The organism is Rhizobium sp. SRDI943, assembly GCF_057653695.1.
Genome location: NZ_CM172787.1, coordinates 2,905,677 through 2,927,743, shown reverse-complemented (window position 1 = coordinate 2,927,743; position 22,067 = coordinate 2,905,677). Strand labels below are relative to the sequence as shown.

The 22,067-nt window shown below is 61.1% G+C and carries 21 protein-coding genes; 10 read left to right on the top strand and 11 right to left on the bottom strand.

Annotated elements, in window-relative coordinates:
* Positions 1–9: 9 nt before the first annotated feature.
* The 6 genes from AC245Y_RS15105 to AC245Y_RS15080 form a co-directional block, all read right to left on the bottom strand.
* Positions 10–315, bottom strand: coding sequence for an NIPSNAP family protein (locus AC245Y_RS15105; RefSeq protein WP_017994745.1), 306 nt, complete (start codon positions 313–315; stop codon positions 10–12).
* 199 nt (positions 316–514) lie between these two features.
* The gene (locus tag AC245Y_RS15100) at positions 515–1,576 is read right to left on the bottom strand and encodes an ABC transporter ATP-binding protein (protein ID WP_012758328.1); all 1,062 of its coding nucleotides are present in this window, start codon (positions 1,574–1,576) and stop codon (positions 515–517) included.
* A gap of 12 nt (positions 1,577–1,588) precedes the next feature.
* On the bottom strand, positions 1,589–2,377 hold the full coding sequence (locus AC245Y_RS15095) for an ABC transporter permease (RefSeq protein WP_012758327.1): 789 nt from the start codon (positions 2,375–2,377) through the stop codon (positions 1,589–1,591).
* Positions 2,374–3,267 (bottom strand): ABC transporter permease, encoded by an 894-nt coding sequence (locus AC245Y_RS15090; protein ID WP_003561109.1) that lies wholly within the window; start codon positions 3,265–3,267, stop codon positions 2,374–2,376. The genes AC245Y_RS15095 and AC245Y_RS15090 overlap by 4 nt, the downstream gene beginning before the upstream one ends.
* 71 nt (positions 3,268–3,338) lie before the next feature.
* A complete protein-coding gene (locus tag AC245Y_RS15085) occupies positions 3,339–4,442 on the bottom strand; it encodes an ABC transporter substrate-binding protein (RefSeq protein WP_012758326.1) in 1,104 nt (367 codons plus the stop codon).
* Between the two features lie 191 nt (positions 4,443–4,633).
* Positions 4,634–5,506 carry a MurR/RpiR family transcriptional regulator gene (locus AC245Y_RS15080; protein ID WP_012758325.1) on the bottom strand — a complete coding sequence of 291 codons (873 nt, stop codon included), beginning with the start codon at positions 5,504–5,506 and terminating at the stop codon, positions 4,634–4,636.
* Positions 5,507–5,685: 179 nt separating this feature from the next.
* On the opposite strand from AC245Y_RS15080, the gene AC245Y_RS15075 reads away from it, so the two are divergent.
* The 6 genes from AC245Y_RS15075 to AC245Y_RS15050 all read left to right on the top strand — a co-directional run bounded on the left by AC245Y_RS15075 (position 5,686) and on the right by AC245Y_RS15050 (position 13,329).
* Positions 5,686–6,456 (top strand): N-formylglutamate amidohydrolase, encoded by a 771-nt coding sequence (locus tag AC245Y_RS15075; RefSeq protein WP_012758324.1) that lies wholly within the window; start codon positions 5,686–5,688, stop codon positions 6,454–6,456.
* Between the two features lie 120 nt (positions 6,457–6,576).
* Positions 6,577–8,133: an amino acid permease gene (locus AC245Y_RS15070; protein WP_026157428.1), complete on the top strand. Its 1,557-nt coding sequence runs from the start codon at positions 6,577–6,579 to the stop codon at positions 8,131–8,133.
* A gap of 147 nt (positions 8,134–8,280) precedes the next feature.
* The gene (locus tag AC245Y_RS15065) at positions 8,281–9,648 is read left to right on the top strand and encodes a glutamine synthetase family protein (protein ID WP_012758322.1); all 1,368 of its coding nucleotides are present in this window, start codon (positions 8,281–8,283) and stop codon (positions 9,646–9,648) included.
* 204 nt (positions 9,649–9,852) lie between these two features.
* The gene (locus AC245Y_RS15060) at positions 9,853–11,238 is read left to right on the top strand and encodes an aldehyde dehydrogenase family protein (protein ID WP_017994743.1); all 1,386 of its coding nucleotides are present in this window, start codon (positions 9,853–9,855) and stop codon (positions 11,236–11,238) included.
* Positions 11,235–12,386, top strand: coding sequence for an iron-containing alcohol dehydrogenase (locus AC245Y_RS15055; RefSeq protein ID WP_017994742.1), 1,152 nt, complete (start codon positions 11,235–11,237; stop codon positions 12,384–12,386). The genes AC245Y_RS15060 and AC245Y_RS15055 overlap by 4 nt, the downstream gene beginning before the upstream one ends.
* 229 nt (positions 12,387–12,615) lie before the next feature.
* Positions 12,616–13,329, top strand: a complete 714-nt coding sequence (locus AC245Y_RS15050) for a ParA family protein (protein WP_012758319.1) — start codon at positions 12,616–12,618, stop codon at positions 13,327–13,329.
* A gap of 75 nt (positions 13,330–13,404) precedes the next feature.
* Here the strand turns inward: AC245Y_RS15050 and AC245Y_RS15045 are convergent, their stop codons facing one another.
* Entirely contained in the window at positions 13,405–14,805 is a 1,401-nt protein-coding gene (locus AC245Y_RS15045; protein ID WP_017994741.1) for a L,D-transpeptidase, read from the bottom strand.
* 362 nt (positions 14,806–15,167) lie between these two features.
* Between AC245Y_RS15045 and AC245Y_RS15040 the strand changes: the two genes are divergently transcribed.
* The 4 genes from AC245Y_RS15040 (at position 15,168) to AC245Y_RS15025 (ending at position 17,196) form a co-directional block, all read left to right on the top strand.
* Positions 15,168–16,007 carry an aldose 1-epimerase family protein gene (locus AC245Y_RS15040; protein ID WP_017994740.1) on the top strand — a complete coding sequence of 280 codons (840 nt, stop codon included), beginning with the start codon at positions 15,168–15,170 and terminating at the stop codon, positions 16,005–16,007.
* 71 nt (positions 16,008–16,078) lie between these two features.
* Positions 16,079–16,417: a protein tyrosine phosphatase family protein gene (locus tag AC245Y_RS15035; protein WP_003541467.1), complete on the top strand. Its 339-nt coding sequence runs from the start codon at positions 16,079–16,081 to the stop codon at positions 16,415–16,417.
* 73 nt (positions 16,418–16,490) lie between these two features.
* Positions 16,491–16,832, top strand: coding sequence for a RidA family protein (locus AC245Y_RS15030; RefSeq protein ID WP_017994739.1), 342 nt, complete (start codon positions 16,491–16,493; stop codon positions 16,830–16,832).
* Between the two features lie 13 nt (positions 16,833–16,845).
* Entirely contained in the window at positions 16,846–17,196 is a 351-nt protein-coding gene (locus tag AC245Y_RS15025; RefSeq protein ID WP_157628337.1) for a hypothetical protein, read from the top strand.
* A gap of 31 nt (positions 17,197–17,227) precedes the next feature.
* Here the strand turns inward: AC245Y_RS15025 and AC245Y_RS15020 are convergent, their stop codons facing one another.
* The 4 genes from AC245Y_RS15020 to AC245Y_RS15005 are packed head-to-tail and all read right to left on the bottom strand — an operon-like array spanning position 17,228 to position 22,033.
* Positions 17,228–18,880, bottom strand: coding sequence for a thiamine pyrophosphate-binding protein (locus AC245Y_RS15020; protein WP_017994738.1), 1,653 nt, complete (start codon positions 18,878–18,880; stop codon positions 17,228–17,230).
* Between the two features lie 13 nt (positions 18,881–18,893).
* Positions 18,894–20,096 (bottom strand): succinate--glutarate CoA-transferase, encoded by a 1,203-nt coding sequence (caiB, locus tag AC245Y_RS15015; RefSeq protein ID WP_017994737.1) that lies wholly within the window; start codon positions 20,094–20,096, stop codon positions 18,894–18,896.
* Between the two features lie 17 nt (positions 20,097–20,113).
* Positions 20,114–21,070 (bottom strand): DMT family transporter, encoded by a 957-nt coding sequence (locus AC245Y_RS15010; RefSeq protein ID WP_017994736.1) that lies wholly within the window; start codon positions 21,068–21,070, stop codon positions 20,114–20,116.
* A gap of 33 nt (positions 21,071–21,103) precedes the next feature.
* On the bottom strand, positions 21,104–22,033 hold the full coding sequence (locus AC245Y_RS15005; protein WP_017994735.1) for an alpha/beta fold hydrolase: 930 nt from the start codon (positions 22,031–22,033) through the stop codon (positions 21,104–21,106).
* Positions 22,034–22,067: the final 34 nt, after the last annotated feature.

The following is a 22,067-nucleotide window of genomic DNA, read 5'->3' as shown; positions in this document are numbered from 1 at the left end:
GCGGTTCGCTCAGCCGAGCACGGGCCGCACGAAGCTGCGTTCATAGCTGACGATACTGCGGTTGCGTTTGTCGAGCTCAAAAGCCGCCTGACATTCCGGATCGCTTGCCATACGTGCGCGATAGTCCTCGTAGGCGGCAAGGCTCGGGAAGGAAAACAGCGCAATGGCGATGTTGCTGGCGCCTTCGGACGGCAGGAAATAACCGTGATGGGTGCCGCCCATTCTGTTGACGATCGGAATCCAGAGCCGGGCATATTCCTCGAATTCGGCAAGCTTGTAAGGATCGATCACATAACGCAGGTGGCAGGTAATCATTGACATATCCTATCGCGTAAACTGCCGGACAGAGGGCTACCCGGCGCATTTGGTTCGCTCAACTTCTGGCACTGAGCTGGCAGAGTTCAAGTGCTTTGCGGTGATGGCTGCATCACGTTTGCTGACAGGTCGGCCGGCCTGAAATCAAAAAAAAGCGCCGCTTCGGCGGCGCCTTCCGGGCGAGATCGCGCTACGCTGGTTAGTCGCGGATGATGAGCAGGTCGGCTGCCATGAAGCGCAGGGTTACCGTTTCGCCGGCCTGCGGCGGGGTGGTGCCCGGGCTGTTAAACATGTCGAAGGAGATGACGTTGCCGCCGACATTCATGCGGGTGCGGATGACCGACCCCAGGAAGTGGGCCGAAACGACCTGGCCGGTCAGCGCCGTGTCGCTCTTGACGCTGTCGGAGAGCGAGCCGGCTTCCGGGCGTAGCGCCAGCGAGATGGTTTCTCCGGCCTTGTGGGCAGCGACCGACTGCTTCAGCGTTATGCCCTGATCGCCGATCTGGATGCGGTTGGTATCGGGATCGACGACTTTGGCCTCGATGAGGTTCAGCGTGCCGACGAAGGAGGCGACGAAGCGCGTCGCCGGCGTGTTGTAGATCTCGAAAGGCGAACCGATCTGGTCGGCCTTGCCGGCATTCATGACGACGATGCGGTCGGAGATCGAAAGGGCTTCTTCCTGATCATGGGTGACGAAGACCGTAGTGATGCCGAGCTGCTGCTGGATCTGGCGGATTTCCTCGCGCAGCGACACGCGGATCTTGGCGTCGAGTGCGGAGAGCGGCTCGTCGAGCAGCAACACTTGCGGCTTGACGGCGAGCGCACGGGCAAGGGCTACTCGCTGCTGCTGGCCGCCCGACAGTTGATAGGGGAAGCGGTCGGCCAGGTGATCGAGCTTGATCAGGCCGAGCATTTCCTTGACGCGCGCGTCGATCTCAGGCTTTTGGGCACCGGCGACCTTGAGACCGAAGGCGACATTGTCGTGTACCGTCATGTTGGGGAAGAGTGCGTAGGCCTGGAACACCATGCCGATATTGCGCTGGTTCGGCTTCAGCGCGCTTTGGTCCTTGCCGTTGATGGTCAGCGTGCCGCCGGTTGGCGTTTCGAAGCCGGCGATCATGCGCAGAACGGTCGTCTTGCCGCAGCCCGACGGACCGAGGAATGAGACGAACTCACCCTTCTCGATGTTCATGTTGAAGTTCTTGACGACCTGAACCGGGCCGAAGGATTTTTGAATGTTGTTCAGCGTGAGAAAAGACATGAGCCAGATACCTTAAGCCTTTGCCGGGCGGGCTTTGCCGACGCGGGAAACGATGTTGAGCAGGCCCATGCTGAGCCAGGTGATCGAGAAGGCGATGACGGCAAGCGCCGAAGGCTCATAGGCCTTGTTGGCGCCAACGAGCTGCAGGTAGGGACCGAAGGCCGGACGGTTCAGAAGTGCGGCAAAGGTGAATTCGCCCATGACGATCGCGAGCGTGATGAAAGCGCCTGAGAGCACGCCGCTCATGACGTTGGGAAAAATGCATTTGAACATGATGGTCGTCCATCGGGCGCCGAGGCTTTCGGCCGCTTCCGTCAGCGTGCGGACGTCGATGGCGCGCATGGCGGTATCGACGGCGCGGTACATATAAGGCAGGGACAGGGTGATATAGGAGAAGACCAGCAGGATGTTGGTGCCGGTCGTCGAACCCGTCAGCGGCAGGTAGGATGAAGAATTATACATCCTGAGGTATCCGAAGACGATGACGATCGCCGGAATGACAAGCGGCAGCAACGTGATGAATTCGACGACCGGACGCATCTGTGGCAGCCGCAGCCGCACCCAATAGGCCGTCGGCACGACGAGCAGCATGCCGAAAACGATGGTGAGCAACGCCATCAGCATCGAATAGCCGAAGGTCTCCCGGAACTGAATGTCGGAGAATACCGACTCATAAGCATCGAGGCTGTATTCGCCGCGGCGCATGCGCAATGAAAACTCGATTGTGCCGATCAACGGGATGACGAAATAGGATGCACCTAGAATGACGGCGATCCAGGCTCCGAGACGCTGAGCTTTCATTTCTGCCACCGTTCTGCGCGCATGCGCAGCATGAGATAAAGGACGTTGGAGACGCCGGTGATGACGATCATGCCGAGCGCGATGGCGTAACCGAGGTTGGCATTGTGCAGAACGTCGCCGCGGATCTGCGCATAGAGCAGGATCGGCACGATGTTCAGCGAGCTGCCGGTCAGCGCGAAAGCGGTGGCAATGGCGCCGAAAGCGTTGGCGAAGAGCAGCAGCGTCGTGCCGAGCAGGCTCGGCCAAAGGATCGGCAGCGCGACCATCGTCCAGTACTGGCGGTTGGTGGCGCCAAGAATCTGCGAGGCTTCGCGCCATTCCTTCTTCATACCGTCGAGGGCCGGCGTCAGAATCAGCACCATCAGCGGGATCTGGAAATACATGTAGGTGATGGTGAGGCCGAAGAAGGACAGGAGATTAAAGCCGGTGCCGTAGAGATTGAAACCGAACCATTCACGCAGGAAAATCGTCACAAGCCCGGTGCGGCCGAGCGTTGCGAGAAAGGCGAAGGCGAGCGGCACGCCGGCAAAATTCGAGGCGACGCCGGAGAAGGTCAGCAGCGTCGAGCGCACGGAGGCGGGCAGGCCGCCGAGCACGACGGCCCAGGCGAGGAAGAAGCCGATCAGCGCACCGCCCAGAGCCGACGCCACCGACACACGGATACTGATCGAGTAGGCGCTCATGATGGATGGGGTAAAGAGATCACCGATATTCTTCAGCGTCAAATCGCCCTCGGGCGTCAGGAATGCGCCCGCCACGAGATAAAGCGTGGGGATGATCAGGAACAGCAGGGAGAATATGATGAATGGTGCAATGCCCAGCCAGTCGATCACGCGATCTCTGTTGATCAAGGGGGCACTGCGCACCATAGGCGTTGAAACGGTGCTCATGGAAAAGCTCATCCTGGGGCGTCGGAGTGAGAAAACCTCCCCGCCTTGCGGCGGGGAGGCCGGATCAGAGATTACTTGACGGCGGCGCCGACGACGGAATCCCAGTTCTTGGTGATGGCTTCCTTGCCAGCAGACTGTTCTTCGAGCGTCGGGAAGACAGCCTTTTCATAGGATGCAGCCGGCGGCAGCTTATCGAGCAGTTCCTTCGGGATCTTGTTGTTCTTGGCAAGATCGTTGAAGCGGATCGGGTGGCAATAGCCCTTCAGCCAGCCGAGCTGACCTTCGTCGGAATAGAGGTATTCCATCCAGAGCTTCGCAGCGTTCGGGTGCGGAGCGAAGGCGGAAATCGCCTGGACGTAGACGCCGGCAACGACGCCTGTCTTCGGAACGACGACCTCGAACGGAGGATTGCCCTTCAGGCTTTCGCCCCAGGAGAGGGCGTTGTAATCCCAGGCAACGATGATCGGCGTGGAGCCCTGGGCGAACGGAGCTGCCTTGCCGACGACCGGCACGAAATTACCGCTCTTGTTCAATTCGGCGAAGAACTTCAGGCCTTCTTCGCCTGCCTTGGCCGCGTCACCGCCGGATGCGGAAAGACCAGCGGCATAGACGCCCTGGACAGCCTGGTTGGCGGCGCGCGGATCGCCCGCGAGGGCGACGCTGTTTGCGTAGTCGCTCTTCTTCAGATCGGCCCAATCGGCCGGCGATTCCTTGACGAGATCCTTGTTCACGAGGAACGAGAGAACGCCGTAATAATCGCCGTACCAGTAGCCTTCGGCATCCTTGGCGGTATCCGGGATGGAGTCCCAGGTGGAGACCTTGTAAGGCTGGATCAGGCCGTCTTTCTTTGCGGACGGGCCGAAAGAGAGCCCGACGTCGATGACGTCAGGAGCCTGCGGGCCGGTGTTGCCCTTGTTGGCCTTGATGGCTTCGACTTCGTCGCCCGAACCCGCATCTGGGTTGAGCTCGTTGACCTCGAGGCCATACTTGGCCTTGAAGCCGGCAATGACCTCGCCGTAGCCGCACCAGTCGTGCGGAAGAGCGATCGTCGTCAGGGTGCCTTCCTTCTTGGCGGCGGCGATAAGTTCAGCGCTCGGCTCGGCAGCGGCAATCGCGGTCGAAGCCACGATCATCGCAGTAGAAAGCGACAGTAGTCGAGAAATGTTAGAGATCACTGTTGTTCTCCTTCGGGTTTTCAGTGTCTGGCGATGCTGTTAATGAGATTACATGAAGCTTGTGTGACAGTTGGATGACGTTAATTCTGCTGTGAATAGCGGTGGTTGTGGCAAATGTTTTATTTGCGACAACGCCGTCTGTTTCCGCGAAAAATCCGTCATTGTTTTTCTTTTGTTTTAGTCTTGTCCTCCTAACCCGGTTTGCGGAAAAGCCTGGTCTGCTCGAACAGGCCTTCCAGTGTCTTCATGCGCTCCTTCGTCTCGTCCCAGGTCGAATTCTGAACGGCCTCGATCAGCGCTTCGACGATGTACAGGGTGACCACGGAGGAATCCCAGGCCGACGGCGCCTCGATCCGGACGCGGAAGGCATGCCTGGCGAGCTTGGCGGCCGGCGAGCCCCACTGGTCGGTGAAGACGATGATTTCGGCGCCGCGTTTGCGGGCGGCGGTTACAAGGCTCACCATCTCCTGCTCGTAGCGTCGGATGTCGAAGATGATCAGGATGTCGCCGGCATTCATGTTGAGGACATATTGCGGCCAGCTGCTGGAATTCGACGATAGCAGCGTCGTTGCCGGCCGGATCACCTGCATATGGGTGAAGAAATACTCGGCAAGCGCGCCGGTGATGCGGCCACCAACGAAATAAAGGCCGCGCTTGCGGTCGGAAAGCAGCGCGGCGACGCTGTCGAAAGTCGCGGTATCGAGATCGGTCAGCGTCTGGCGCAGATTGCCCATGATGGCATCGGCGAAACGGTTGAGAATGTGGGTGCCCGGCGCATTTTGCGCCCAGCGGTCGTGCTTGGCGATCGGGTTCGAGATCGTCGCCTCGACTTCCTGATGCAGATGCGCCTGAAAGTCCGGATAGCCCTTGAAGCCGAGCTTCTGCACCATGCGCACGACGGTCGGCGTCGAGACGCCGGCATTCTCGGCAATCGTAGTGATGCTGCCGAGGCCGGAAACCGGATAATTGTCGAGAAGGCTTTCGGCCAACTGCTTCTCGGCGCGCGTCAACACCCCCAAATGCGAGTGTATGACGTCCGAAACCGTCTTCGACGCAACTGTCACGTAACTATGCTCCCCGGGATGGTCTGGCGCCACTTTCCCACTCAAAGTTAACAACGCTGTCATAATCCATGTCAACCACTGTCATGAAAAGAAATTTTCAGTGGATGCTTGACACCGGCCGAAACCTGAAGAATTCTTTTCTTCATCAAGAATTTGTTAAGGGATAAGGAGTGGCGCCTTTGGTGCTGGCCCGGCCGAAAATCCTCAGTGAAGCGGACGGTGACTGCGTCGGGATCGAACGTATCCACGGCCGGAGCCCGGTGCTTCTCATCTGCGAGCACGCTTCGAATGCGCTTCCAGTCGTTTTCGGCGATCTCGGCCTGCCCAGCGAAGCGCTCTCCAGTCACATTGCCTGGGATCCAGGCGCGCTTGCGGTCGCCCGCAGCATATCGGAAGCGCTCGACGCGACGCTCGTTTACCAGAGGTTCTCGCGGCTTATCTACGACTGCAACCGACCGCCCAGTTCACCCGGCGCGATGCCGGAGACCAGCGAGATCTACGCCATTCCCGGCAACAAGGATTTGAGCCCCGAAGAACGACTTGCGCGCACCGACTCGCTCTACGTGCCTTTCCATGACGCCATTCGCGGGCTGATCCGCGATCGCCGGGCGAGGGCACAGGACAGCATCATCGTGACGATGCACAGCTTTACGCCGGTCTATCACGGCCGCGAACGCGCCGTCGAACTCGGCATATTGCACGATGAGGACAGCCGGCTTGCCGACCTTATGCTGGCGGCTGCGGCCGAGGCGCCGCTTTACAGGGTGGAACGCAACGAGCCTTACGGGCCCGAGGACGGCGTGACCCACACGCTGATCCTGCACGGGCTGTCGAACGGCTTGCGCAATGTGATGATCGAGGTCCGCAATGACCTCATCGCAGACGATATCGGCCAAGGGGTCATGGCCGACTATCTGAAAGGGCTGCTCCAGCAAAGTCTGGACGCCTGACATAAATAGAAGACCCGAGGGAGCAGTTTAACTGCGGACGTCCGCATGGCGCAAATGCCGCGGACAATTGGCACTGAATCGGCCCGCAATTCCGCGGCCGATCGTGAACAGGGGGAAGTCATGTCGGATTATACCGAACTGGACAAGAAGCAGGATGTGCACATCCTGCATTCCATGGGTTATGCCCAAGAACTCGAACGACGCATGAGCTCGTTTTCGAACTTTGCCGTCTCATTTTCCATCATCTGCATTCTCTCCGGCGGCATAAATTCGCTGGCGCAGGCGACCTCGGGTGCCGGCGGCGCCGCCATCGGCATCGGCTGGCCAGTCGGCTGCTTCATCTCGCTCGTCTTCGCCATCGGCATGGCGCAGATCAGCTCGGCCTATCCTACGGCCGGCGGCCTCTATCACTGGAGCTCGATCCTCGGAAACCGCTTCACCGGCTGGGTGACCGCCTGGTTCAACTTGCTCGGTCTCGTCACCGTGTTGGGCGCCATCAATGTCGGCACCTATTATTTCTTCATGGGTTCGTTCGGCACCAGCTATCTCGGGCTGACCGACACGACGACGGTGCGCATCATCTTCCTCGTGGTCATCACCGGCGCGCAGGCGCTCGTGAACCACATGGGCATCGGACTGACCGCGAAGCTGACCGATTTCTCGGGTTATCTCATCTTCGCGACCGCTATCGCGCTGTCGGCCGTCTGCCTCATCGCAGCGCCCTCCTATGAGATCGGCCGTCTCTTCACTTTCGCCAACTATTCCGGCGAAGTCGGCGGCAACGTCTGGCCTTCCACCTCGGGCGCCTGGGTCTTCCTTCTCGGCCTGCTGCTGCCGATCTACACCATTACCGGCTATGATGCCTCGGCGCATACGTCGGAAGAGACGGTCAAAGCTGCCGAATCGGTGCCGCGTGGCATGGTTGCCTCGGTGCTCTGGTCGGCGCTTTTCGGCTATATCATGCTGTGCGCCTTCGTGCTCATGCTGCCGAATATGGATGATGCGGCAAAGCAGGGCTGGAACGTGTTCTTCTGGGCGATGGACAGCCAGGTCAACCCGATCGTCAAGGACATTCTCTATCTTGCCATCCTCGTCAGCCAGTGGCTGTGTGGCCTTGCGACCGTTACCTCGGTCTCGCGCATGATCTTCGCCTTCTCGCGTGACGGCGGTCTGCCGGCGTCGAAGGTCCTGTCGAAAGTCAGCCCAAAGTACCGCACGCCGGTGGCTGCGATCTGGACCGGCTCGATCCTCTCGGTTCTGTTCGTCTGGGGCTCCTCGCTCGCTACGATTGGTGACACGCCGGTCTATACGATCGTCGTCTCGTGCACGGTCATCTTCCTGTTCTTCTCCTTCGCGATCCCGATCACGCTCGGCTTGTTCGCCTGGGGCACGTCGAAGTGGGACAAGATGGGGCCGTGGAACCTCGGCGAAGGCGTCTTCAAGCTCTTTGCCGTGCTGACCGTCATCGCGATGATCCTGATCTTCATCCTCGGCATTCAGCCGCCGAACGAATGGGCGCTCTACATCACCGTCGGTTTCCTGGTGCTGACGGCGATCGTCTGGTTCGGCTTCGAAAGCCGCCGCTTCAAAGGGCCGCCGATCGGTGCGGAAGTGGCAAAGCGTCAGGCCGAGATCGCGGCCGCCGAAGCAGCCGTCGGCGAAAGCGGCGAAAACTAAGCATCGAGGCTTCCCTCTCAAATGGCGGGGCCGCATCCTGCGGCCCCATCACCGGTTCAACGAAAAGGCATCGGGCCGCAAAGTCCGGCCGAGCGCATGCGATTTCGTTGCCCCGATTTTCTCAATCCCAATTCAGGCGGAACTATCATGAGCAGCAGCTACACAATCGACGATCTCAGGAAGGATGTTGCCGAAGGGCGCATCGACACGGTTCTGGCCTGCCAGGTGGATATGCAGGGCCGCCTGATGGGCAAGCGTTTTCAGGCGGAATATTTCGTCGAGAGCGCCTGGAAGGAAACGCACAGCTGCAACTACCTGATCGCCACCGACATGGAGATGGAGACCGTCTCCGGCTACAAGGCGACGAGCTGGGAGAAGGGCTACGGCGACTATACGATGAAGCCGGATCTTGCGACGCTGCGTCGTATTCCCTGGCTCGAAGGCACTGCGCTGGTGCTCTGCGATATGCTCGATCATCATACGCACGAAGAGGTCGCCCACTCGCCGCGCGCGATCCTGAAGAAGCAGGTGAAGCGGCTCGAGGATATGGGCATGAAGGCCTACATGGCCTCCGAGCTCGAATTCTTCCTGTTCGACCAGACCTACGAGGCGGCGCAGGCTTCCGGCTACCGCAACCTCAAGCTCGTCAGCGCCTATAATGAGGACTACCACATCTTCCAGACCACCAAGGAAGAAGAGGTGATGCGGGCGATCCGCACCGGGCTGCAGGGCGCCGGCATTCCGGTCGAGAACTCCAAGGGTGAGGCATCGGCCGGCCAGGAGGAGATCAACGTGCGCTACGCCGATGCGCTCGCCATGGCCGACCGGCACGCGATCATCAAGAACGGCTGCAAGGAGATTGCTTGGTCGAAGGGCAAGGCCATCACCTTCCTGGCCAAGTGGAATTACAATGCTGCCGGCAGTTCCTCGCATATCCACCAGTCGCTTTGGAGCCTGGAGGAAAAGCCGCTGTTCTTCGACCATACCGGCAAATACGGCATGTCGCCGCTGATGCATAATTACGTTGCCGGGCTTCTCGCCCATGCGAGCGAGATCACCTATTTCCTGGCGCCCTACATCAACTCCTACAAGCGCTTCATGGCCGGCACGTTTGCGCCGACCAAGGCGATCTGGAGCAAGGACAACCGCACCGCCGGCTATCGCCTGTGCGGCGAAGAGACCAAGGGTATCCGTATCGAGTGCCGCGTCGGCGGCTCCGATCTCAATCCCTATCTCGCCTTCGCCGCGCTGCTTGCCGCCGGCATTGACGGCATCGAGAACAAGCTCGAACTCGAAGCGCCCTTTGTCGGCGACGCCTATGGCGGCAAGGGCGTTCGCGAGATCCCGCGCACGCTGCGCGCGGCCACGGCGGCGATGACGGAATCGGCGATGCTGCGCAAGGCCTTCGGCGACGACGTGATCGACCACTATACGCGCGCCGGCGAATGGGAGCAGGAAGAATACGACCGCCGCATCACCGATTGGGAAGTGGCGCGCGGTTTCGAAAGAGCTTAATAGGCATTTCGCGTGTGTTTGCCCCTCACCCTAACCCTCTCGTCGTAAAAACGGGGAGAGGGGACGTGCCAAACGCAGCGTCGAGGTTAAGGAAGGCGGTGCGGCATATCCCTTCGCCCCGCAGGCGGGGAGAAGGTGCCGGCAGGCGGATGAGGGGCTGTCGCCCACCCAAATATTGACCAATACGAGGACAGGAAATCGATCATGGCAATGATCCAATGCATTTCACCGGTGGACGGGTCGGTCTACGCCGAGCGCGCAGCCCTTTCTTTCGATGCCGCCAAGGACGTGGTGGCGCGCGCCCGCAAGGCACAGAAAGCCTGGGCGAAACGGCCGCTCGAAGAGCGTGTGCAACTGGTGCTGAAGGGTGCTGCGCGGCTGAACGAGATGTCCGACCTCGTTGTGCCGGAGCTTGCCTGGCAGATGGGCCGGCCGATCAAGTACGGCGGCGAATACAAGGGTTTCAACGAGCGTTCCAACTATGTCGCCTCGATCGCGGCGGACGCGATGGCGCCTGTTGTCGTTGAGGAGAGCGATCGTTTCGAGCGGCGCATCGAGCGCGAGGCGCATGGCGTCGTCTTCGTCGTAGCACCATGGAACTATCCTTATATGACCGCGATCAACACGATTGCGCCGGCGCTGATGGCCGGCAATACCGTGGTGCTGAAGCATGCCTCGCAGACGCTGCTGGTCGGCGAGAGGCTGGTGCAGGCTTTCATCGAGGCCGGCGTTCCCGAGGATGTGTTCCAGAACGTCTTTCTCGATCATGAAACGACGTCAGCGCTGATTGCCGCCGGCAGCTTCAATTTCGTCAATTTCACCGGATCGGTCGAAGGCGGGCGGTCGATGGAACGGGCGGCTGCCGGCACCTTCACCGGCCTCGGCCTCGAACTCGGCGGCAAGGATCCGGGATATGTCATGGAGGACGCCGATCTCGAGGCGGCCGTCGACACGCTGATGGATGGCGCGACCTACAATTCCGGCCAGTGCTGCTGCGGCATCGAGCGCATCTATGTGCATGAATCGCTCTACGACGCCTTCGTCGAGAAATCGGTTGCCTGGGTATCGAACTACAAGCTCGGCAATCCGCTCGATCCGGAAACCTCGCTCGGGCCGATGGCACATAAGCGCTTCGCCAAGGTGGTGCGCGAGCAGATCGCCGATGCGGTTTCCAAGGGCGCCAAAGCGCTTGTCGATCCCAAGCTTTTCCCCCAGGATGACGGCGGCGCTTATCTCGCACCGCAGATTCTCGTCGATGTCGACCACTCGATGGCCTTCATGCGCGAGGAGACTTTCGGTCCGGCAGTCGGCATCATGAAAGTGAAGAGCGACGAGGAGGCACTCGCTTTGATGAACGACAGCCAGTACGGGCTGACGGCCTCGCTCTGGACCAGGGATGCCGAGCGGGCAGGGCGGCTCGGCCGCGAGATCGAAACCGGCACCGTTTTCATGAACCGCGCAGACTATCTCGATCCGGCGCTTTGCTGGACCGGCGTCAAGGAGACCGGCCGCGGCGGCTCGCTGTCGATCATCGGCTTCCACAATCTGACGCGCCCGAAATCCTTCCATCTGAAGAAAGTCACAGCATGAGCAGCAACATCACCGCAAACTGGAGCTACCCGACATCGGTCAAGCTCGGCCGGGGTCGCATCGCGGAACTGGCTGACGCCTGCAAGAGCCTCGGCATCAAGAAGCCGCTGCTCGTCACCGACCGCGGCCTTGCCTCGATGGCGATCACCAAGACTGCGCTCGATATCCTCGAAGATGCCGGTCTCGGCCGGGCGATCTTTGCCGATGTCGACCCGAACCCGAACGAGAAGAACCTCGAAGCTGGCGTCAGGGCTTTCAAGGATGGCGGCCATGACGGCGTCGTCGCCTTCGGCGGCGGCTCCGGCCTCGATCTCGGCAAGTGCGTCGCCTTCATGGCTGGCCAGACGCGGCCGGTCTGGGACTTCGAAGATATCGGCGACTGGTGGACGCGTGCGAGCCTTGAGGGCATCGCCCCGATCGTCGCGGTGCCGACAACGGCCGGCACCGGTTCGGAAGTTGGGCGCGCCAGCGTCATCACCAATTCCGAAACGCATGTGAAGAAGATCATTTTCCATCCGAAGTTCCTGCCGGGCGTCGTCATTTCCGATCCGGAACTGACGGTCGGCATGCCGAAGATCATCACGGCCGGGACCGGCATGGATGCCTTCGCCCATTGCCTGGAGGCCTATTCCTCGCCCTTCTATCACCCGATGTCGGCCGGTATCGCGCTCGAAGGCATGCGCCTCGTCAAGGAGTTCCTGCCGCGCGCCTATAGGGAAGGCACGGATCTGGAAGCTCGCGCCAACATGATGGCGGCGGCTGCCATGGGTGCGGTCGCCTTCCAGAAGGGGCTCGGCGCCATTCACGCGCTGTCGCACCCGATCGGTGCGGTCTACAACACCCATCACGGCATGACCAACGCGGTGGTGATGCCGGCGGTGCTGCGCTTTAACCGCAAGCCGATCGAGGAGAAGATCGGCCGCGCCGCCGCCTATCTCGGCATTTCGGGCGGTTTCGACGGGTTCTACGACTATGTGCTGAAGCTCCGCTCCGAACTCGGCGTGCCGGAGACGCTGTCGGCGATGGGAATCGCTGCCGACCGCATCGACGAATTATCGGCCATGGCGATCGAAGATCCGAGCGCCGGCGGCAACCCGGTTGCACTGACGCTTGAAAATACCAAGGCTCTATTCAAAGATTGCTTCTAACGACATAAGAGCGGACCAACAGACTGGCCTGGAAAACCGCGGGTTCCCAGGCCTTTTTCGTTCCGGTGGCATCCCTATTTTTAGGGATGTGAAAAATACCGGCTGCAATTTCGCCGCGCGTGTTTCGAATTTGTTAACCATGATTAGAAAGAATGAATTAACCGCACGATGCTCCGACGGTGCGTAAAAGAGCGATTCCGGCTCGCACCATTCCTTCCGAGGACCGAAAATGCCTGTCATCACATTCGCAAATACCAAGGGCGGCGCCGGCAAGACGACTGCTGTTCTGCTGCTCGCGACCGAGCTTGCCCGCAAAGGTTATCGCGTCACCATTCTCGACGCCGACCCGCAGCACTGGATTTCGCGCTGGCACGAAATATCAGGTCATGTACCCAATCTTTCGGTGATCGATTTCGTCACAACTGCGTCGCTGCCGCTGCATATCAGCGAGAACAAGCACAATACCGACTATTTCATCGTCGACCTGCCGGGTGCGCGCAATCCGCTGCTTGCCACCGCCGTCGGCCTTTCCGACCACGTGCTGATCCCGATTCAGGGCTGCGCGATGGATGCGCGCGGCGGTGCGCAGGTGCTCGAGCTGCTGCAATATCTGGATGAGAAGGCCGGTATCAAGATCTGTCATTCGGTGGTGCTCACCCGCGTCAATTCGATGGTGACGACGCGGGCGCTGCAAGTCGTTAAGTCGCTGCTCAGCGAGCGGCATGTGCCGGTGCTCGATACGGCGATCATCGAACGCTCCGCCTTCCGCGACATCTTCGACTGTGGCGGCACGCTGCACACGATCGATCCCACACGCGTCAGCAATCTCGACAAGGCGCGTGAGAACGCGACCTGTTTTGCCGAGGAAATGATGCGCAAGCTGCCGGTGAGGCTGACGGCATCCGCCCGCGTGACGAGCCCGATGGTCCGCTCGGCCGCTTGAATATAGCCCCCACCTGAAACGATAAGGCCGCCGGAGCGATCCGGCGGCCTTATCGTTGTTGTCGTCAGAATGATTTCAGTCGACGAATTCGACCGTCACTCCCGGCTTCACCATCTTGGCAAGCTCGGTGGCATCCCAGTTGGTCAGGCGGATGCAGCCGTGGCTCTGGGTGCGGCCGATCTTCGAGGGCTCGGGCGTGCCATGAATGCCGTAGGTCGGCTTGGAGAGCGCCATCCAGACGGTGCCGACGGGGCCGTTCGGGCCGGGCGGAATGTTGAGGATCTTGTCGTTGGCGCCCTGCTGGAAATTGATCTTCGGATTGTAGGTGTAGCCGGGATTGAGGGCGACGCGCTCGACGGTGACCGTGCCTGACGGCGAGGGGGTGTCGGTGGAGCCGATCGATGCCGGATAGGCGGCAAGCAGATTGCCGGCGCCGTCATAAGCGAAGACCTGCTTACGGCCCTTGTCGGCGATGATGCGCGCAACCGCGCCGCTCTTCGGCTCGCCTGGATTGACGACCTTGATGACGGTGCCGGCAACGGTGAAATCGGCGCCGGGGTTCATCTCCTTGAGGAAAGCCTCATCCATGTGGAAACGCTCGGCGAGCATCTCGGTGGTCGAGGTGTAAGCCAGCGACGGCAGCAGCGCCTTATGCGAATAATCTTCCGGAATCTCGGCGACGAAGGGGCCGGCCGCATCGGCGGGCGTGATCGTGTAGCTGACCACAGGCAAGCCGCCGGTCATGCGCAGTTCTTCCAGAATGGCGTCCGTGTCGTTCGGATCGAGCTTGGAGCCTGTCATCTGGTCATATGCATAGATGCCCTTGGTGACGTTCGAGCCCATATGGCCGTCGATGACGCCCGGCGAGATGCCGGCGCGATCGAGGAAGACCTGCAATGCGACGATCTCGGGCTTCGACTTGTTCTTCAGCGTGATGACGGGCTCATCAGGTGCTGCCTTCGGCTGGTCGGCGGGCGGGATCTGCTGGTCGGGGTCGATCGAGGCATAGTCGTCGCCGGGTTGCGGATTGCCGATGCTGTTGTCATCGGGATAGGGCTGGTCGCCGAGCGGCCGGCGTTCGATCGCCGCATCGCGCGGAATGCCGCCGGTGACGGCGCCGCGCTCGGAATAGCGCGTATCGCCAGCGGGGTTGTTGTCGGAATAATAGGGGTCGTTGCCATACTGGTCGTTATAGACTTCGCGCGGGCCCGGCCGCGGCGGATAGTAGCCCCGCGCGCGCATTTCGGTGGCGACGACGTTGCCATAGTCGTCGATCAACACGCGATTGCCGCTACGGTCGCGGGCGTAGATATAGCCAGCTGGAACATAGTCGAGGATTTCGCCGCTCGGCGTCACAAGCACGATATCGCTCTGGCGGCGATCGCGGAACTGCTGCGCGCCTGCCTCTGGCGCTGTAGCCGCAAGAGCAGCCAGGACGGCTGCGAGGCAAAATGCCGACTTCAAAAAGCGATTCACGTCTGATACCTCGAACAGTGACTGGCAGACACACACCTGCGAATTTTGACGCTAGTGTGGAATTTATGAAAGCGTGCTGAACAAAATATGAAAATCACTAAGATTTCCTTTTGCTCATAAACGTTTGCGCCCTTGTGTCAGTTCCGCAAAATCCACGGTTGCTGCAATAACGCAAGATGCAGGCGACGCCGATTGACGAATGGCGGCATGAAACCTAACGCTGGCGCATCATGTTTTGCGAAAATCGATTCCGTTTTTCGCAAAGCATGATGCGTTGATTCAAAGTGTTAGAGCGTCCTTTGTGCGTCCGAAAAGACGCTTAGCGCTCTAAAAGGGGCCGACAATTCCCCAAGGAGACCGTGATGATCGAATTTGCCGCCGCAAGCGGGCCGCGCCTGATGCTGGACGAAACATCTGTGCTGGATATCGGCGGATGCATCGTCGACGGCGTCGACATCGCGCCGAAGCGCGCCATTCCCGATGACGGCGATCCACGAATCGATCACTCGCTCGAGGGCTTCCTCTTCACCTGCGGGCCGGACCATATCCGCCACCGCCAGCCGATCCCCGGCCGGGACGACGGCAAGGTCTATCCGCTGCACGGATCGGCCTCCGGCCATGCGGCAAAGGTGCTGTGGACGAAGTTCGAGAATGGCAATGCCGAATGCCGCGCCGATATCGACATCACCACTGTCGAGGGACTGCCGCAGCGCATCGAGCGGCTGTGGCGGATCGATGGGGCGACCGGCGAGGTGCGGCTTGAGGATCGGGTCATCAATACCAGCGATCGGACGGTGCCGACCTTCCTGATGTACCACATGAATACTGGTGGCAAATGGCTGGACGACGGCACGCGGCTCGAAGGCCGGATGCTGGAAAATGGCGGTTTTCCCTGGACATTCGGCGAGCAGCCGGGCGGCATCTTCTGCGTCGCGGCGCCGGCGATGGAGAAGGGGTTCGCGGAGGTCCGCCTCGGGCCGATCGCCGCAATCGGCGACAGGACGCTGCGGGTGCGTTTCCGCGCCGACACGCTGCCGCATCTGCAGGTCTGGCGGAACCAGAAGGCGCCGGCCCATATCATCGGCATCGAGCCAGTTTCACATCGGTGGATATCGCGCGACGAGCTAGAGGCCGCCGGTGAGTTCAACATGCTGGCGCCGGGCGAGAGCCGCAGCTATGCGCTGACCTTTGCCTTCCTGTGAGCGAAGTGTTGTTGACGCTGGCAGACCTCCGTCGTAGACCTTCAGCCCACGATTTTTGAGGAGACAAGACGATGGATATTCGCCAGATCGACGATGAATATTCGGTTTCGGGCCAGATCACGCTTGAGGAGCTCGACGAGATCAAGGCGCTGGGGTTCAAATCGATCGTCTGCCACCGCCCCGACCACGAAAGTCCCGACCAGACGTCGTTCTCTGTTATCGAGGCGCGCGCCAAGGAACTCGGCCTTAATATCGCCCACGTGCCTGTCGGGCCGATGGGCGTGACCGAGGAAGCCGTGCAGGGCATGGTCGACGCGCTCGACGAATTCCCGCGGCCGATGCTCGGCTATTGCCGTTCCGGCGCACGCTCGACGGCGATTTACCAGAAGACCCACCATATCCGTAATTGAGTCCCGTTCCGGGCGCCGATTTTCCGGCGTTGAACCTCAGCGCCGCCACCTTCCATTCACTCAGGAGACTATGATGAGCATCAAGCGTATCGACGTCGGCTCGCGCATGAGCGGCGCCGTCATTCACGGCAATACAGTCTATCTCGCAGGCCAGGTCGGCGAGGGCGAAAGCGTCACCGATCAGTGCAAGTCCTCGCTTGCCGAAGTCGACCGCCTGCTGGCTGCGTCGGGCAGCAGCAAGTCGAAGATCCTGCAGACGATCATCTACCTCGCCGACATCGCCGATTTCGCGGAGATGAACGCCGTCTGGGAAGGCTGGATCGATCCGGCCAATCCGCCGGCCCGCGCCACCAGCGAAGCCAAGCTCGCAGCTCCGAAATACAAGGTCGAGTTCATCGTCACGGCTGCGATCTGATTTGGGGACACGGATGTCGACGAGGCGCCTGCTGATGTTTTGTTTTGCCGGTAGCCTTGCGGCTTCCGTGGCTTCCGCGGAAGAACTTCCGCCAATCCCCAAAGGTCAGGGGCTTGGCGTGGCCTCAGTGAGCATGGTCATCGCATTGACTTGCGACATCCATTATAAGCGTCCACAGGTCGTCAGTGACGCGAAAGCTCTTTTTCTGAAGTTTGCCCGAAAGGAACTCAAAGACCCGGAAACTGCCACAGAACGGGCCTTTAGTACTGCTCGCCGGGGTGTCACGCGGCAGCCAACCAAACAATATACCAAAGCAAGCTGTGATCGGCTGGGCAGAATGCTGAGGCGCGAACTCGCCCGCTGAGGTTCACGCTGCCTCAAATGCTGCTTTTCAATCAGGATTTCTCGCGGATTTGCGTCAGTGTCCGTGCGGGCGTGATTGCTTCGGGATCGAGCTTGATTTCGATAATCGCCGGCTTGCCGCTTTCGCGCGCTCGCTCGAACGCCAGGGCGAAATCCTCGGTCTTTTCCACTGTCTCGCCGTGGCCGCCATAGGCGCGGGCAAGGGCTGCGAAGTCGGGATTGGTCAGATCGGTGCTGCTGACGCGGCCGGGATACTCGCGTTCCTGATGCATGCGGATCGTGCCGTAGATGCCGTTGTTGACGACGACTGCGATGATCGGTAGGCCGTAGCGGATGGCGGTGGCGAATTCCTGGCCGTGCATCAGGAAGCAGCCGTCGCCGGCAAAGCAGATGACCTCGCGCTCGGGAAAGAGCCGCTTGGCGGCGACGGCGGCCGGCAGGCCGTAACCCATCGAGCCGGAGGTGGGGGCGGCTTGGGTGTTGAAGCGGCGAAAACGATGGAAGCGGTGCACCCAGGTGGCGTAGTTGCCCGCACCATTGGTGAAGATCGCGTCCTGCCCGGTATTGGCCTCCAGCCATTCCATGATCGGCCCCATATGGACGGCGCCCGGTCCGCTCAAGGGCGGCTTCGACCAGGCGAGATAGGCCTGGTGCAGGCGCGCGGTGCGCTCGGTCCAGTGTGGTTCGGCCGGCGCTTCCAGATCGGCGAGTGCCGCGACGAAATCGGCAGGTGCCGCGCAGATGGCAAGATCCGGACGATAGATGCGGCCAAGCTCGGAAGCGTCGGGATAGATATGCACCAGCGATTGCTGGGGGTAGGGGATATCGATCAGCGTATAGGACGAGGACGGCATTTCCGACATGCGGCTGCCGAGCAAGATCAGCAGGTCGCTCTCCTTGATCTCCTTTGCCAGCGCCGGATTGATGCCGATGCCGACATCGCCGGCATAGCAGGGATGGAGATGATCGAACAGCATCTGCCGGCGAAAGGAGCAGCCGACGGGCAGCTGGAAACGCTCGGCGAAGCTCTGAAAATCGGCGACGGCATCGGCATCCCAGCGTGTGCCGCCAAGGATCACCATCGGCCGCTCGGCTTTCAGCAGGCGGAGATAAAAATCGTCGATCTGGCGGCGGCCGGGATGGGCCTCGACACTGGCATAGTGCTTGGCGCGCGGTGCCTCGACTTCATCGCGCAGCATGTCTTCCGGCAGCGTCAGCACGACCGGGCCGGGACGGCCGGAGGTTGCGACCGCAAAGGCGCGGGTGACGAACTCGGGAATGCGGGCGGCATCGTCGATCTCGCCCACCCATTTGGCGAATTCGGTGAAGGCGCGGCGGAACTCGACCTCCTGGAAGGCTTCGCGCTCACGCGCTTCGCGCTGCACCTGGCCGATGAACAGGATCATCGGGATCGAGTCCTGCTTGGCGATATGCAGGCCGGCGGAGGCGTTGGTGGCGCCGGGGCCACGGGTCACCATGCAGATGCCGGGTTCGCCGGTCAGCCTGCCCCAGCAATCCGCCATCATCGCCGCCCCGCCCTCCTGGCGACAGACGAGGACGTCGATATCGCTGTCGCGCAACGCGTCGAGCACGGCGAGGAAGCTCTCGCCGGGCACGCAGGAGAGACGTTTGACGCCATTCGCCTTCAGCGCCTCGACGATCAGTTCTCCGCCCGTCTTCTTCATGAGAATGCCTTTTTCATGACGATGCCTTCCTCTCACGCTCGGCGAGTTCCGCCAGAATTTCTGCCTGGTGTTCGCCGAGGCGCGGGCTCGGCCTGATATAACGCAGCGGCGTCTCCGACAGCACCACTGGCGTTCTGACCCCTGGGATCACGCTGCCGGCGGCATCAACAAGGTCGATGCGCAGACCTCGGGCCTGCACCTGTGGGTCGGCGAACATCTCCTCGATCGTGTTGATCGCGCCTGATGGAACTGCATTCTCCTCGCAGGCCTTCAACAGATCCGCCTTCTGCCATTTCAGCGTCTCGGTGGAGATGAGGCGGCGCACTTCGCCGCGATTGCCGACGCGGGCCTTGTTGGTGGCGAAACGCTCGTCGCCGGCGACGGTCTCCAGGCCGAGGATGGCGCAGAGGCGACGGAACTGGCCGTCGTTTCCGATTGCGAGGATGAGATAACCATCCGCCGTCGGCACGACCTCGTAGGGCGAGATATTGGGATGGGCGTTGCCGAGGCGTGTCGGCGCCTCGCCGGAGACCAGGTAATTCATGTTCTGATTGGCGAGCACGGCCGATTGCACATCGAGCAGGGCCATGTCGACCAATTGGCCTTCGCCTGACTTCAGAGCGTGGATCAGAGCGGCTTCGATCGCCGAGACGGCGTAGATGCCGGTGAAGATATCGGCAATGGCGACGCCTGCCTTCATCGGCTGGCCGCCCGGCTCCCCGGTAATCGACATGAAGCCGGACATGCCCTGGACGATATAATCGTAGCCGGCGAGGCTGGCATAAGGGCCGTTCTGGCCGAAGCCGGTGATCGAGCAATAGACGAGCTTCGGGTTCTCCTTGCGCAGGCTGTCATAATCGAGCCCGTATTTGACGAGGCCGCCGACTTTGAAATTCTCGATGACCACATCTGCGGTGGAGACGAGGCGGCGGACGAGGTCCTGGCCTTCGGCGCTCTTCAGGTCGGCGGTGACAGAGCGCTTGCCGCGATTGGCAGCGTGGTAATAGGCGGCCGAGAGGTTCTCGCCATCGGCGCCCTCGACGAAGGGCGGGCCCCATTGGCGTGTATCGTCGCCGGCGTCGGGATTTTCGACCTTGATGACGTCGGCGCCGAGATCGGCGAGCATCTGTCCCGCCCAGGGGCCGGCGAGCACGCGGGCAAGCTCGATCACCCGGATGCCGGCAAGCGGCGGCTTTTTGGTCACGGTCTCTGTCATGTTCCTCCCGGCAATATCTACGGCACCAGCGTCACCTCAGATGTATCGGATACGGGCTTTGAAGCAAAGCGGCGCTCTCGCCAGAGGATGTAGAAGCCCGATGCCACGATGATGGCAATGCCGAGCCATTTGACGGCATCCGGAAAGTCGCCGAAGACCAGCCAGGCGAAGATCGTCGCCGAGACGATCTCGAAATATTGCAGCGGCGCCAGCGTCGAGGCCGGTGCTGCGCGGTAGGCGTAGACGCCGAGGATGCCAGTGATTGCCGCCATGGCACCGACGCCGGCGACGTAGAACCAGGCGCGACCTTCCGGCATGACGGGATCGAAGAGGTCGGAGCCGGTTCCCTGACCCAGGAGAAGCAGGATGGCACAGAAGAGCAAGCCCCAGATGCTCATTTGGAATTGCATCGACCAGGGGTCCTCCCTATGCGAGAGAGCCCGAGTCATCAGCACGAAGATCGCGATGCAGAGCGCGCTGACGACAGGCAGAAGCGCGATGTAGCCGACCTCTTCGAAACTCGGCTGGATGATCAGCATCGCCCCGAAGAAGCCGACGCAGCAGGCGGTGTAGCGCCGCCAGCCGATCGTCTCCTTGAGGAAGATGCCGCCGAGGATCGTCACCATGATCGGCTCGACGAAGAAGATCGCAATCGCGTCGGCGACCGCCATATATTTCAGCGTGGTGACGAAGGAGATCATCGAGACGGTGATGATCGCGCCGCGGATGGCATGGAACAGGCTCTGGCGCCAGGAGAATTCGGCGAAGCTGCGCCGCCATACGACGATCGGCAGCATACAGAGCGCCTGTACGACGAAGCGACCGGCGGTGATCTCCCCGGATGGAACAGTCGTGATCGCAAGCTTGGCGAAGATATCGATGAGCGGCGAGACCATCACCGAAAGAACCATCAGCACAAGCCCCGTCGTCACGTCGGAGGCGGACGAAACGGGGCGGGCGGAAGTGCTGCTCATGATGAAAATCCCTGTACTCAGGATATTGGTCGCTCAGGACTTTGCGACGGCCCCGTCGCACCAATCGGCGAAGGCTGCGATCACCGCATCCGCGCCGATCTCATTCAGCGTCTCGTGCCGCGTGTCCTGATATATCTCAGTGCTGATACGGGAGAAGCCCTGGCCTTTCAAATGGTTTGACAGCCAGAGCACGGCTTTTCCACGCTCCGTCGCCGGGTCCTCTCCGCCGCCGACCAGATGGATCGGCATATCCCGCGCCAGCCGGTCGAGATGGATTTTCTGCGGCGCGCGGAAGGTCAGCTCGAAGAGATCGAGCCAGAGAGAGACTGAGGCGTCGAAGCCGCAGAGTGGATCGTCGACATACTTGTCGACTTCATCAGGACGATGCGACAGCCAATCGAACTCGGTGCGGCGGCCGGTAATGGATTTGCCCCAGGTGCCGAAGGTGAGCTTCGGCAGCAGGCCGCTCGGCACGTCGGAGCCCTTCAGCATGCGCTCGGCAAGCAGGATCGCCTGGGCGGCGCGGCCGGCAAGGCCGATGGCGAAATTCGAATTCCAGACGGCGACGGCATCGAAGTCGGCCGCAGCCGTGACGGCTGCATTGAGGGCGATGAGGCCGCCCATCGAATGGCCGAAGAGGATCACCGGCAGGCCGGGATGGTGGGAGGCCGCGTGGCCGCGCATGGCGATGACGTCGCCGATCACCCTTTCGACCCCACCGCGCCGGGCAAAACGGCCGATCGGCGCGTCGGGTGCCGTCGTCTCGCCGTGCCCTCGATGATCATGGGCATAGACATGATAACCGCGTGCCGCCATCGTCTCGGCAAAGACGCGGTATCGTTTCGAATGTTCGGCCAAGCCATGGGATATCAGCAGGATACCGCGTGGAAGGGTGATGGCCTCAGCATGGTGATAGGCCAGCGACGCCCCTGATACGGCGAGCCTTTGCGTTTCAGAAAACATGTGGTCCTCCCGGCGACAACAGACCAGATCGCCG